At 40.5% G+C, this 13,828-nt stretch carries 6 protein-coding genes, 16 tRNA genes and 2 rRNA genes; 1 reads left to right on the plus strand and 23 read right to left on the minus strand.

What is annotated here, in order from left to right; all coding sequences use genetic code 11:
- Nucleotides 1–76 precede the first annotated feature (76 nt).
- From cydC to QRX23_RS06860, 4 genes are all read right to left on the minus strand, one after another.
- Nucleotides 77–1,837 (minus strand): thiol reductant ABC exporter subunit CydC, encoded by a 1,761-nt coding sequence (gene cydC / locus QRX23_RS06845; protein ID WP_330155115.1) that lies wholly within the window; start codon nucleotides 1,835–1,837, stop codon nucleotides 77–79.
- A complete protein-coding gene (gene cydD / locus QRX23_RS06850) occupies nucleotides 1,830–3,563 on the minus strand; it encodes a thiol reductant ABC exporter subunit CydD (protein ID WP_330155116.1) in 1,734 nt (577 codons plus the stop codon). The genes cydC and cydD overlap by 8 nt, the downstream gene beginning before the upstream one ends.
- A 107-nt stretch (nucleotides 3,564–3,670) precedes the next feature.
- A complete protein-coding gene (gene cydB, locus QRX23_RS06855; RefSeq protein WP_330155117.1) occupies nucleotides 3,671–4,684 on the minus strand; it encodes a cytochrome d ubiquinol oxidase subunit II in 1,014 nt (337 codons plus the stop codon).
- A gap of 3 nt (nucleotides 4,685–4,687) precedes the next feature.
- A complete protein-coding gene (locus QRX23_RS06860) occupies nucleotides 4,688–6,160 on the minus strand; it encodes a cytochrome ubiquinol oxidase subunit I (protein ID WP_002828601.1) in 1,473 nt (490 codons plus the stop codon).
- Nucleotides 6,161–6,432: 272 nt separating this feature from the next.
- Between QRX23_RS06860 and QRX23_RS06865 the strand changes: the two genes are divergently transcribed.
- Nucleotides 6,433–7,365, plus strand: coding sequence for an NAD(P)-dependent oxidoreductase (locus tag QRX23_RS06865; protein WP_330155118.1), 933 nt, complete (start codon nucleotides 6,433–6,435; stop codon nucleotides 7,363–7,365).
- A 62-nt stretch (nucleotides 7,366–7,427) separates the two neighbouring features.
- Here QRX23_RS06865 and QRX23_RS06870 read toward each other — a convergent pair whose 3' ends face one another.
- From QRX23_RS06870 to QRX23_RS06960, 19 genes are all read right to left on the minus strand, one after another.
- The gene (locus QRX23_RS06870) at nucleotides 7,428–8,279 is read right to left on the minus strand and encodes a helix-turn-helix transcriptional regulator (RefSeq protein ID WP_330155119.1); all 852 of its coding nucleotides are present in this window, start codon (nucleotides 8,277–8,279) and stop codon (nucleotides 7,428–7,430) included.
- Between the two features lie 748 nt (nucleotides 8,280–9,027).
- Nucleotides 9,028–9,115: transfer RNA gene (locus tag QRX23_RS06875), tRNA-Ser, on the minus strand.
- 26 nt (nucleotides 9,116–9,141) lie between these two features.
- Nucleotides 9,142–9,215 (minus strand) — tRNA-Ile (locus QRX23_RS06880).
- Between the two features lie 10 nt (nucleotides 9,216–9,225).
- A tRNA-Gly gene (locus QRX23_RS06885) sits at nucleotides 9,226–9,297 on the minus strand.
- 20 nt (nucleotides 9,298–9,317) lie between these two features.
- Nucleotides 9,318–9,390 (minus strand) — tRNA-Phe (locus tag QRX23_RS06890).
- A gap of 9 nt (nucleotides 9,391–9,399) precedes the next feature.
- Nucleotides 9,400–9,473 (minus strand) — tRNA-Asp (locus QRX23_RS06895).
- Nucleotides 9,474–9,498: 25 nt separating this feature from the next.
- Nucleotides 9,499–9,572, minus strand: a tRNA-Met gene (locus QRX23_RS06900).
- A 31-nt stretch (nucleotides 9,573–9,603) separates the two neighbouring features.
- A tRNA-Ser gene (locus tag QRX23_RS06905) sits at nucleotides 9,604–9,693 on the minus strand.
- Between the two features lie 20 nt (nucleotides 9,694–9,713).
- Nucleotides 9,714–9,787, minus strand: a tRNA-Ile gene (locus QRX23_RS06910).
- A 16-nt stretch (nucleotides 9,788–9,803) separates the two neighbouring features.
- Nucleotides 9,804–9,877 (minus strand) — tRNA-Met (locus QRX23_RS06915).
- 23 nt (nucleotides 9,878–9,900) lie between these two features.
- Nucleotides 9,901–9,974 (minus strand) — tRNA-Pro (locus QRX23_RS06920).
- Between the two features lie 41 nt (nucleotides 9,975–10,015).
- A tRNA-Arg gene (locus QRX23_RS06925) sits at nucleotides 10,016–10,089 on the minus strand.
- 8 nt (nucleotides 10,090–10,097) lie between these two features.
- Nucleotides 10,098–10,181 (minus strand) — tRNA-Leu (locus QRX23_RS06930).
- A gap of 2 nt (nucleotides 10,182–10,183) precedes the next feature.
- Nucleotides 10,184–10,256 (minus strand) — tRNA-Gly (locus QRX23_RS06935).
- Between the two features lie 4 nt (nucleotides 10,257–10,260).
- Nucleotides 10,261–10,333, minus strand: a tRNA-Thr gene (locus QRX23_RS06940).
- A 49-nt stretch (nucleotides 10,334–10,382) separates the two neighbouring features.
- A tRNA-Lys gene (locus tag QRX23_RS06945) sits at nucleotides 10,383–10,455 on the minus strand.
- 2 nt (nucleotides 10,456–10,457) lie between these two features.
- Nucleotides 10,458–10,530, minus strand: a tRNA-Val gene (locus QRX23_RS06950).
- Between the two features lie 6 nt (nucleotides 10,531–10,536).
- A 5S ribosomal RNA gene (rrf, locus tag QRX23_RS06955) occupies nucleotides 10,537–10,653 on the minus strand.
- A 93-nt stretch (nucleotides 10,654–10,746) separates the two neighbouring features.
- A 23S ribosomal RNA gene (locus QRX23_RS06960) occupies nucleotides 10,747–13,662 on the minus strand.
- Between the last annotated feature and the right edge of the window lie 166 nt (nucleotides 13,663–13,828).

Consider the following 13,828-nt stretch of genomic DNA (forward strand, 5'->3'; position numbering starts at 1 on the left):
CAACAAAGAAAGTTCGTATGAAATTTTTCTTCTTTTTCGTATGCCTTTTCTTTGTCTTAACCAGAAAATCACCCTCTTATATGTCAATTAAATTTCCATGATCCATCTGCAGTAATCTTTTAAATCTAGGTTCTGTCATCATCAATTGTTCAGGCGTACCTTGCATTGATATTTTTTTGTTTTCAATAAAAATCACATCATCGACAAACTCAATACCAGTTAAATGGTGGGTCACCCAAATAATCGTTCGATCAGACAGTGTCTCAAAAATAGTCTTTAGTACAGTCAGTTCCGTAATTGGATCTAACGCAACGGTCGGCTCATCAAGCACGACAATTGGTGTATCTTGTAGTAAGACACGTGCTAAAGCAAATCGTTGTTGTTCACCACCCGAGAAACGACTTCCCATCTCCGTCATTGGTGTATCCAATCCTTCTGGCAAACTACGAACTAGATCTATCAAAGATACTTGTTTTAAAACATCCCAGAGTTGTTCATCAGTAGCCTTTAAATTACCTAATCGCAAATTATTAGCAACTGAACTGGCAAATATATGGGGTTGCTGGTCCAATACTGAAATAATATCTGAGCGCTGCTGTTGCAATGAGCTAATATTATGGTCATTAATTGTAATTGCCCCACTATCAGGGTGCTCATCACCTAATAATAACTTTAACAATGTTGTTTTTCCAGCACCAGATTGTCCCAAAATAGCTAACTTTTGACCATTTTTAATGGTTAGATTTAGGTTTTCCAAAACTAACTTACTGTCATTATAACCAAAATTAACTTGATTAAACTTAATTTCTGGTTCAGTTATTAAACCTGTTGATTGTTCATCACTTTTTTGCCACTCCTGTTTCGATTGCGCATCCATCTTGTTTAATCTTTGAATTGAATCTTGATATCGTGGCCATTCTCCAACACCTGTACTAATGGTTGTTAAAGCATCTTCAGCTGGAAAAATTGCTAACACAAAGGCTGCAATCCAATTAACCCCAAAACTATCATTACCAAATTGACGTGTGGCAAAAATCATCAAAATAACTGCAGCCGCCCCAATAACCAGTGCACCAAACATATCTCGCCACCAGTTAAAATGAGACTGCTTTGATTTAATTTTATTTATTGCGTCAAAATCACTCTGTTGCCGATCAAATAATTCCTGCGTTCGTCCAGCCAAAATCCAATCTTGCAAGCCCATCACAGAATCAGTTAAATCCGTATACAATTGTCCTTCTAACTGTTGCTGTTTAAAATCGCGGGCACCATTGACTGCTAAAGTGACCATCGGTGCGACAATGACTGTCATTCCCAATATCAATAGTATGGCAAGCGCAAATCCCCAATTAAAGATACCAACACCAATAGCAATTAGGACATAAATTACGAGACCAATTACTGTTGGGAATAATGTTCGCAAATAAAAATTTTCAATCTTAAATAAATCATTATCCAGAACATTTAAGACTTCTCCAGTTTGTGACTTCGCATAGACAGACTTTGTACCAACTTCAACAAGTTCATATAAACGTCGACGAAACACTGAAACTATTTTTAATACCCAATTATGTGAAACTAGTCGTTCAGCATACCGAAAAGTTGGTCGGCCAATTCCAAACGCACGCGTTAGCACAATAGGAACATAAACCATCAAAATATTTTCAGGAATTTGCGCTGATCTGGAAATCAAGAACCCAGATGTAAACATTAAGGCTGCCCCAGAAAAAGTCGTCATAAATCCCAAAAAGATAATTAAAACTAGTAATTTTTTATACGACTTTAAATAAGGAAATACCCATGTATCTTTTTTAATTAATTCTAACATCTTATGCATTTTTGCCACCTCGCATTGCTGATTGCAAACTTACAAAGTAACCGTCATTGGCCTTTAAATCAGTTAAGGTTCCTTGCTCAACAATTTCACCGTCACGCATGACAATGATCCAGTCCATCTCGGTCAACCAGTGTAAACGGTGTGTGGCAAAAATCACTAGTCTTTGCTCAAATAATGGCACCATTGTTTCCTTCAAGTGAACCTCTGTTTCGATATCTAAGTGCGCCGTTGGTTCATCTAACAACAACACTCGTCTATTCTGATCCAATAAAATTCTGGCCAACCCAATTCGTTGTGCTTGTCCACCTGACGTTTTCATTGCTCCTTCGCCGATCAGCGTGTCTAATCCTTGCTCTAATCCGTCATACCATTCACCCAGCCCGACAGTATGCAAGGCGTCGACTAGCTCAGCATCTGTTTTTTCAGGAGAATAAAAAGATAGATTACCACGTAACGTATCGTGAAAAATATATGGTCTTTGTGGTAGAACTTGCAATTGATTTTGCCAATCTTTTTGTTGAAGATGTGGCGTCTTTTGCTTGTTTAATTGCACCTCGCCGTCTCCAATTAAAAAACCACCTAATAAATTCAAAAGTGTCGATTTACCTGATCCTGAAGTTCCAACGATAGCAACCCTCTGATGACCTTTAAGTGAAAGATTAATATCTTTTAATGCTGGTTCTGTGGCACCAGGGTATTCGTAATTAACTCCTTGTAATTGCAATGTATCATCTTTTTGCCATTGCTGCTGTTTACTATGGTAAATATTTGTGTCATCGGCAAGCTTTTTATCAAGTAAGTTCATAATATCAGCAAATGCATTTTTCCCATTAAGAGTTGCATGATAATCATTGGCAAAGTTTCGAATTGGCAAAAAATACTCAGGTGCTAAAACTAATATTGTCAGGGCTGGCAATAGTGGCATTGTCCCATTCATTAAACCTAGACCCAAGAACAAAGCGACAATAGCGATTGATAATGTTGTGAAAAAATCCAAAGCAAACGTCGACAATATTGCAATTTTTAACGTGCTCATTGTTGCCTTACGATGTTCTTCAGAAACATCATAAATATTGTTAGCATACTGTTTTGCTAGCCCAAGTTGCTTCAACGTAGTCAAACCACGCAGCGAATCCACGAAATGATTTGATAATCTATTAAATGTATCATATTCCCGATCTGCTTTTGCTTGAGCTGCATATCCCAAGATAATCATAAATAAGACAATCACAGGATAAATCATAAATAGAAAAACAGCTTGTTTCCAATTAATAGTAAAAATATATGCCAAAATAACCCATGGAATAATCATCATATCAAAAAGTTTAACCAAAACTAGTGTAAAGTAATCATGCACTTGATCAATTCCTTCAACTGCTAAAGTTACTGATTTTCCAGTTCCTAAACTAGTAATCGCACTTGGTCCTAATTTTGCATATTGTTGCGTTAACTTACTTTGCAACATACCAGTTGTTTTGTCAGCGAATGGTGCCAAAACATATTCCTTAAAAACCCCCATTAGTTGACGTAAAACATATGCGCCAATAAATATTAAAACAATCCAAAAAATTGACTTTAATGGATGATGTTGCCACAGTTTGGTTAATGCGATACTAATCGCCCGCCCTTGACCAACAATAGCAAGAGATTGAATAAATGTCAGGAGACAAAGAAGGCCTAGCGCTTTCTTCGCACCAGCAAAGCTAAATAAACGTTTATCTAACATAAAATAATTCCTTTCATTTCTAGAATAAATCAGATATGTATAAAAAGGTTGGGACAAATATTGTCCCAACCTTTTTGGACCTGTTAATCACTCAAGACAACAAATAATTAATACGAAATCTTCTCAACTCGGATACGATCACGGAAAACGTAAAAGCTCCAGATTTGATATGCCAACACGATTGGCAAAGCAGTCAGTGAAATTATTGTCATCCATTTTAGCGTATATGGTGTCGAAGTTGCATTCTTTAATAGAATTGACATGTTTGACTCATTACCAACAATGACACGTGGGAATAATCCTGTAAATAACAGAGCCACAACTAGGATAATAACTAATCCCAATGCAATGAATGCCCATGTATTTTGTTGTTTTAGTGTCACAGCCCATGCAATTAATGTTAAGGCAACAATAGCTGCCAACATGATAATTGTCACTACTGGTTTTTTAGTGAAGAAATCAGTGAAGACAAATAGAGTAATTGCAAAAGCAACCTCACCAATCAAAAGTATAGGATATAATACCTTTAATTGTTTTTGAATGCGATCGTGTAGTGAACCATTCGTAATTTTTAATCGTGCATAATTTAGACCATGGACGTATGAAAGCAACCCCATAGCAACACCACCAACAATTGAGAAAATGTTGAAGTAATCCCAGAAATTAGCTGACATATCACCATTAGCATTCAAAGGCATCCCCTGAACAACGTCAGTAAATAAGACACCAAACAAGAAAGGTACTAACATCGAAGTTATTGATGAAATCGTCGTCCACAAATTTCGGAATTTAGCAGTCCGCATTTGTTCGCGGAATTCAAATGACACACCACGATAGATCAACCCAATCAATATTGCGAATAAAATAAGGTAAAAACCAGAGAATAGTGACGCATACCAGAATGGCATGGCAGCAAACATTGCCCCACCAGCGGTTATTAGCCATACCTCATTACCATCCCAATGAGGACCAATTGAACGAATCAATGCATCTTCTTCTTCTTCATTTTGGGCCAATGTCTTTAATGACATACCGATTCCAAAATCAAATCCTTCAAGGAAAAAGAAACCGGCAAATAGTACTGCAATCAAAACAAACCATAAAATTTGATATCCTGTCATCACCTAGGCCTCCTTTCCTGCTTCAAAGGCACTTGGTGAGAATGGATCCACATTTTCTTCAGTTGCTTGTTCATCAACTGATTCTGGACCAGCAATCATCACACGACGTGACAACATAACCATAATCAAACCTAACACAGCGAAAGTTGCAAAATACAAAATATTTGATGTTAGTAATGATGCAGCAGATACGTTTGGCGATACTGCATCGGCCATTGTTAGCACACCGTAAACAACCCATGGTGCACGACCTAACTCAGTAATCAACCAACCTGAAGTAATGGCAAGAAATGGTAGATAGGTTGCCAATCCAAAGATCCAAAGTGCCCACTTGTACTTTGAAATATCAACCTTAGACTTCTTACGAGTGAACCATAGAGCCACAACTGCCAATAATCCAAATGCACCAGCTGAAACAGCCATGATTCGGAAACTGTAGTAAATCGTATTGTTTGGTAAGTAATAATTCATGTCATGTCCAAACTTTACATCATACTTCTCATGAAGCTCTTTGTTAAGTTCATGCCATCCTTGACTACCACCAGTTAATGAGTGGTGTGCAAGAATTGAAAGCATATAAGGAATATCTAATGACCATTTCACATCATGCGTCTTTGGATCAGTATAAGAAATAACAGACCATGGTGCTTGTTCATGGGTACCACCAACATTCTTATCAATACCTTCTGTCGCAGCAAACTTCATTGGTTGATCTTCTTGTAGATACAATGAGTGACGATCACCTGTATAGGCTAACCCTGCGACACCAATTAGTGCTACTACTGCTGCCACTTGAACTGATTTCTTAAAGAAATTCACTTCATGATGTGGTTTACGTAATAGTGACCATGCAGAAACTCCCATTACCACAAATGATCCTGCCATAAATGTGGCAAAAATAACGTGTGGGAACTCCAACCATAGTTGATGATTCTGTAGCAATGCTGGAAAATCTACCAAAACAGCTCGATTAAATTTGTGATCTACTTGGAACCCAACTGGATTTTGCATAAATGAATTTGCAGCTAAAATCCAAAGAGCTGAAAATGCAGAACCCAATGTTGTTAACCAAATAAACAATAGGTGTAACTTTTTATTAAAACGATCCCATCCAAATGACCATAGCCCTAGGAAAGTCGATTCTAAAAAGAAAGCTACAAGAGCTTCAACAGCTAATGCTGGCCCAAAAATATCACCCACATAACGAGAATATCTAGACCAATTCATACCAAATTGGAATTCTTGAATAATTCCAGTAACAACACCAACAGCAAAACTGAGCATAAAAATCTTACCCCAGAATTTTGTCATTCGTTTATACTGGTCATCCTTTTTTATAACGTACAAAGTTTCCATAACCGCTACAATAATACCAAGCCCGATTGACAACGGTACAAAGAAAAAATGAAAAATTGTTGTCATTGCGAACTGGAATCTTGCAAGGTTTAAAATGGAAAGACCTGCTACCAAGTTCATACAACTAACCTCCTACTCAACAGATATGTTTTAAGCGCAATAAGTGCTCATATACAGTTCATTGTACAGAGTTTATGCCCCTTTTACCACTTTATTAAGCAATTTTTTGTATATTTTTTTATCAAAATATTATTTATTTGTGAATATTTTCATTATCATTTCAATTGATACACATTTTTAACATTCTTTGATTTTCGTGTTATTTATTAAATAGACGTTTTCCGATATTTCGCTTAAAATTAAATAAAATAGCCTATTTGGAGGAATTAAATATGACGACAAAATTATTGGCACTTTCACCGCTGACTGATGCAAATATAACTACTTTAGAAAAATATCACGTCACGGTTGTTACACCAGAAAATATTACGCCTGATGATTACAGTGATATTGTTATCAGTTATGGCTGGCGTTCTAAAATAATTAATAAAATTCTAGAAACACCCAACAATCAATTAAAATGGATCCAATCTTTTTCGGCTGGCGTAGATTTTATGCCTCTTAATGACTTAAAAAAACATCAAATTATATTGACGAACACTAGTGGTCAAAAAGCAGTACCAATCGCTCAAAGCGTAATGAGCTATATTTTCCATTTTGCTCGTGGTCTTCATGTCTATCAAACTCAAAATCATTGGGAGCCATTTGAACAACAATTCACCTTACAGGAGTTGCCGGTTGTCATCTTCGGAACTGGACGTATTGGTCAACAGATTGCTGCCTATCTACATACTTTTGGGAGTACTGTCTATGGTGTAAATACAACCGGTCACCCGGTGGGAAGTTTTGAAAATGTTTTTGCTATCGATAATCTACAAGAAATTCCTAAAGATATTGCTATTGTTATCAATGCTTTACCTGGCACAACTGATACAGAGAACTTTTTTAACAAAGAACATCTAGACTTGTTTAAAAATCTATTTCTGTTTGTAAATATTGGTCGTGGTTCTACCGTTAATGAACAAGATCTATTAAATAGACTTAATGACGGCAGTATTCAACATGCTGCGCTAGACGTAACTAAACAAGAACCTATTCCTAAAGATTCAAAATTATGGCACCAAGATAACCTAATATTAACCCAGCATTCTACCTGGGCTGGTGAATCAGAATCTCTATTTCATGTATTCATGAAGAACCTACCAGATTTTCTGACAGATAAACCATTGACATATAATGTGGTTGATTATGAACGAGGCTACTAAATAAAACACCTATCAAGATAGCTAACACATCAAATGTGCAAACTATTCTGATAGGTGTTTTATTAATCTGTTTCTAACTCCTCTAAATACTTTTTTACATCATCTTGTAAGTTAATATCTTTAGAAAATTCTGCGGCTGCATAAATAAGCATCTTTGCCTCAGCTTTTTCTTTTAACAATGATAACTGTTCACAACATTTCACGCGTATCTTTTGTAACTTAACAATTTGATGAAAGTGCTCATTTGTTGGTAAAACTGCCAATGCTTTTGTAATGCGATCTCTTGCTTTTTCTGGATCATTGATTGTTAGATATAATTCACTTTGATGATAATATGTGTGTGCAATGACCTTTCCTAACTCAGATCGCATTGTCGGTCGATAACCTTTAATGAGTCCACAAGCACGTTCAAAATATTCTGACGCATAGACATACTCACCCTGCTTTGCCCATGTTGCCCCCATTTCCGTATATATTTCAATCATTAATTCCATTTGATGCTTTTCCGCATCACCTAATGCAATTTGTAACAGTTGCATTGCAACCGTTGTTTGATTTTGAGACAACGCAATTCTAGCTCGCAATAGATTATATTCTGGTAACGCAAAGACTGGTAATCGACGTAGTAATGTTGAACTTTCTAATCGATTCGCAGCCTGTTCAAATTGACCAATATCAATAAAATAACGGATTACCGTTAATGGTGTGACCGTTAATTCGTTAATTTTAGCAACACTGGAAACGCGCAACTGCAAGCGCGCACAAAGTTGCTGTAAGACGGTGATATTTGAAATTTCATCAGTGCGTTCTATTCGAGATAGTAAGGACTGATGACAAATACCCTCTGCAACATCAGCTTGTGAAATTCCTAATTGTTCGCGACGACGTTTTAAACTACCTTTTAATAATTTCATGTCTTTGATCTCCGAATCAAAAATATAATATTAGCATAAATGTTAATTCAATAATAAACAAGTCCTTTTATATTATTTTTTAGAGTTAATGATAGTTTAAATACATATTTTATGATATTTTTCATAACTATAATCACTCTAAATCACTTATTTATTACGTTTTTGTTTTCATGAAATTATCGTAACTTCATAAAATAATTAATTTACACATTTTTTCATATGCTAATTTTCAAAATATAATTTTTTTGAATATCTTTTGATTATAGGCATCAAATTTTAAAGCACTTTTTAGGACAAACTATCAGAATATACCAATTACTTATCTTATCCACTTATTTTTCTTACTTTTATTAATAAAAAAGTTACTTAATTCATAAAAAGGCATAGCTTTCTGAATAGATAAAAACTGTGGCTATTGTTAACTCCTTCCATTAATCAAATCCTATAATGAATTATTCAAAAATAAGTGTTGCCTTTTAATTTAAGCAGAATACAAAGAATATAGTATTAACAGTTAATACATACATCATGTACCCCAAAGATCATCAGGTAGCTATTTAGTTCCTAACAAGCATCAAGATATTAATGACCTAAATAACTGTACTGATCGACCTTTAATTGGTTTCAGTAGCGTGCAATTCTAGTTCTACTCTTCTCGAGGAGAACCTTTGGTTATCTTTAAAAACAAAAAAGTTGTTCCCCCTAAAGGGAACAACCTTAATTATCAAATCTATTATTGTGTAATGTACGGAGACAGAGGGATTCGAACCCTCGCGCCGGTTTCCCGACCTACACCCTTAGCAGGGGCGCCTCTTCAGCCTCTTGAGTATGTCCCCATGTCAAAAGCAAACTTTCAACAAAATGGGACTGAGAGGACTCGAACCTCCGACCTCACCCTTATCAGGGGTGCGCTCTAACCAGCTGAGCTACAGTCCCATACTACAAAAGCGGACGACGGGAATCGAACCCGCATTCCCAGCTTGGAAGGCTGGAGCACTAGCCATTGTACTACATCCGCATAACATTATTATAATGCTATGGCGCGGGGCGGAATCGAACCGTCGACACTACGAGCTTCAATCGTATGCTCTACCAACTGAGCTACCGCGCCAATATAAAACGGTCACAACGGGATTCGAACCCGTGATCTTTCGCGTGACAGGCGAACGTCATAACCAACTAGACCATGCGACCAACAGATAAATATAATCTGAATTAATTGCGGGTGTAGGATTTGAACCTACGACCTTCGGGTTATGGGCCCGACGAGCTACCAGACTGCTCCAACCCGCGATAATAAATAATAATCATCAAACGATGACAAAGGAGAATGTGGGATTCGAACCCACGCGCCGGTTTCCCGACCTGACGGTTTTCAAGACCGTTCCCTTCAGCCAGACTTGGGTAATTCTCCATAAATACCTAAGGCCTAAATGGACCTTGTTGGACTCGAACCAACGACCGGACGGTTATGAGCCGTCTGCTCTAACCAACTGAGCTAAAGGTCCAAGTTATTTGAGCCAATCGCGGCGGGGGGAATCGAACCCTCGACCTCCCGGGTATGAACCGGACGCTCTAGCCAGCTGAGCTACACCGCGAATCATAACACTTAGTGCTATAATCGGGACGACAGGATTCGAACCTGCGACCCCCTGGTCCCAAACCAGGTGCTCTACCAAACTGAGCTACGTCCCGAACATGCTAACTAGCAATAATAAACAAACTAACGTTTGTAATGCACCTAGAAGGATTCGAACCTTCAACCTTCTGATTCGTAGTCAGACACTCTATCCAGTTGCGCTATAGGTGCAAATAATATGCCGGCTACCGGGATCGAACCGGTACGATGTCTCCATCGCAGGATTTTAAGTCCTGTGCGTCTGCCTATTCCGCCAAGCCGGCAAAGCGAACAACGGGATTCGAACCCGCGACCTCTACCATGGCAAGGTAGCGTTCTACCAGCTGAACTATATTCGCATGATGCCGACTAAAGGGTTCGAACCTTCGACCTCCGCTTTACAAGAGCGATGCTCTACCAACTGAGCTAAGTCGGCAACAAATACATAGTTACCAGTTTGACGAAATAGATACATATTATTAAAGTGGGTCGTCTGGGGCTCGAACCCAGGACCCATGGATTAAAAGTCCACTGCTCTGCCAACTGAGCTAACGACCCAATGGACGTTACAGGGATCGAACCTGTGACCCCCTGCTTGTAAGGCAGGTGCTCTCCCAGCTGAGCTAAACGTCCATTGATGCATCGCGATGTCCTATCCTCGCAGGAGGCGATCCTCCAACTACTTTTGGCGCTACTGAGCTTAACTACTGTGTTCGGTATGGGAACAGGTGTGACCTCAGTGCCATCATCACGACACGATTGTTACTAAAAGCAACCACGAGATTAATTATCTCAAAACTGAATCATAATGTCAAGTCTTTTTTTCATTTGCCTTACACCACTTGCTACTTGGTTAAGTCCTCGAACCATTAGTACTAGTCCGCTCCATGCGTCACCGCACGTCCACTTCTAGCCTATCTACCTCATCATCTCTGAGGGGTCTTACTTCATTGCTGAATGGGAAATCTCATCTCGAGGCGAGTTTCACACTTAGATGCTTTCAGCGTTTATCTCATCCGTACATAGCTACTCAGCGATGCTCCTGGCGGAACAACTGATACACCAGTGGTACGTCCACCCCGGTCCTCTCGTACTAAGGGCAGCTCCTCTCAAATTTCCTACGCCCGCGACGGATAGGGACCGAACTGTCTCACGACGTTCTGAACCCAGCTCGCGTACCGCTTTAATGGGCGAACAGCCCAACCCTTGGGACCGACTACAGCCCCAGGATGCGATGAGCCGACATCGAGGTGCCAAACCTCCCCGTCGATGTGGACTCTTGGGGGAGATAAGCCTGTTATCCCCAGGGTAGCTTTTGTCCGTTGAGCGATGGCCCTTCCATGCGGAACCACCGGATCACTAAGCCCTACTTTCGTACCTGCTCGACTGGTAAGTCTCACAGTCAAGCTCCCTTGTGCCTTTACACTCTGCGAATGATTTCAAACCATTCTGAGGGAACCTTTGGGCGCCTCCGTTACCTTTTAGGAGGCGACCGCCCCAGTCAAACTGCCTGCCAGACACTGTCTTCCACCACGCTGAGTGGTGTGAGTTAGAGTGTTCATACAACGAGGGTAGTATCCCACGTTTGCCTCCATCGAAACTAGCGTCCCGATTTCTACGGCTCCTACCTATGCTGTACAAGCTGCACAAACACTCAATATCAAGCTACAGTAAAGCTCCATGGGGTCTTTCCGTCCTGTCGCGGGTAACCCGCATCTTCACGGGTCTTTAAATTTCACCGAGTCTCTCGTTGAGACAGCGCCCAGATCGTTACGCCTTTCGTGCGGGTCGGAACTTACCCGACAAGGAATTTCGCTACCTTAGGACCGTTATAGTTACGGCCGCCGTTTACTGGGGCTTCAATTCGTACCTTCGCCGAAGCTAAGCACTCCTTTTAACCTTCCAGCACCGGGCAGGCGTCAGCCCCTATACGTCATCTTACGATTTTGCAGAAACCTGTGTTTTTGATAAACAGTCGCCTGGGCCTATTCACTGCGGCTCAGCTTGCGCTGAGCACCCCTTCTCCCGAAGTTACGGGGTCATTTTGCCGAGTTCCTTAACGAGAGTTCACTCGCTCACCTTAGGATGCTCTCCTCGACTACCTGTGTCGGTTTGCGGTACGGGCAGGTAAACACTAACTAGAAGCTTTTCTCGGCAGCGTGACATCACAGACTTCCCTACTTTATTTCGGTCCCCATCACAACTTGTCCGTATAAGTGCAAGCATTTGACTCACACTAAGACTTGTTGCTTGGCCCAGCATTTCCAGCCGCTGGGTTCTGTTAGCCTTCTGCGTCCCTCCATCGTTCAAACATGTTCACCTGGTACAGGAATCTCAACCTGTTAGCCATCGACTACGCCTTTCGGCCTCGCCTTAGGTCCCGACTAACCCTGGGAGGACGAGCCTTCCCCAGGAAACCTTAGTCATACGGTGGACAGGATTCTCACCTGTCTTTCGCTACTCATACCGGCATTCTCACTTCTAAGCGCTCCACCAGTCCTCACGGTCTGACTTCATTGCCCTTAGAACGCTCTCCTATCGCACCACTGATGTGGCACCCGTAGTTTCGGTGGTGTGTTTAGCCCCGGTACATTTTCGGCGCAGAATCACTCGACTAGTGAGCTATTACGCACTCTTTAAATGGTGGCTGCTTCTGAGCCAACATCCTAGTTGTCTATGCAACTTCACATCCTTTTCCACTTAACACACACTTAGGGACCTTAACTGACGATCTGGGCTGTTCCCCTTTCGACAATGGATCTTATCACTCACTGTCTGACTCCCGGACATACGTGATTGGCATTCGGAGTTTATCTTAATTTAGTAACCCGAGATGGGCCCCGCACCAAAACAGTGCTCTACCTCCAACACGCTATCTTCCGAGGCTAGCCCTAAAGCTATTTCGGAGAGAACCAGCTATCTCCAAGTTCGATTGGAATTTCACCGCTACCCACACCTCATCCCAACATTTTTCAACATGTACGGGTTCGGGCCTCCAGTGCGTTTTACCGCACCTTCACCCTGGACATGGGTAGGTCACCTGGTTTCGGGTCTACAACAACATACTAAAACGCCCATTTCAGACTCGCTTTCGCTACGGCTCCGGTCTTTCCACCTTAACCTTGCATGGTATCGTAACTCGCCGGTTCATTCTACAAAAGGCACGCTATCACCCATTAACGGGCTCTAACTTGTTGTAGGCACATGGTTTCAGGAACTTTTTCACTCCCCTTCCGGGGTGCTTTTCACCTTTCCCTCACGGTACTGGTTCACTATCGGTCACTAGGGAGTATTTAGCCTTACGAGATGGTCCTCGCAGTTTCCGACCGGATTTCACGTGTCCGGCCGTACTCAGGATCCTACACGGGAGTTTGCTTACTTTCGCATACGGGGCTATCACCCTGTTTCGCTCAGCTTCCCAGCTGATTCTGCTAATAAACAAATTTGTAACTCCACAACGGTAGTCCTACAACCCCAGAGTGCAAGCACTCTGGTTTGGGCTCCTCCGCGTTCGCTCGCCGCTACTGACGGAATCGATTTTTCTTTCTTCTCCTGTTGCTAATGAGATGTTTCAGTTCACAACGTCTACCTTCGTTTAACTATGTATTCATTAAACGATAACTTGCATCACAAGTTGGGTTCCCCCATTCGGAAATCCCCGGATCACAGCTTACTTACAGCTCCCCGAGGCATATCGGTGTTAGTCCCGTCCTTCATCGGCTCCTAGTGCCAAGGCATTCACCATGCGCCCTTAATAACTTAACCGATCAACTCTCGTTGATGATTTCGTTTGAGTATTGTGACTCAATGGTCACAAGCGATTTTAAACTTATTTAAAAAACTCAAAAAATTACGCGGTGTATTTTTTCGGCTCAATTTAATTGATATAATCAATTATAATGAATTTAAAAATTTACAATTATGATTCAGT

The organism is Weissella paramesenteroides, assembly GCF_036327715.1.
GTDB classification, from domain to species: domain Bacteria; phylum Bacillota; class Bacilli; order Lactobacillales; family Lactobacillaceae; genus Weissella; species Weissella paramesenteroides.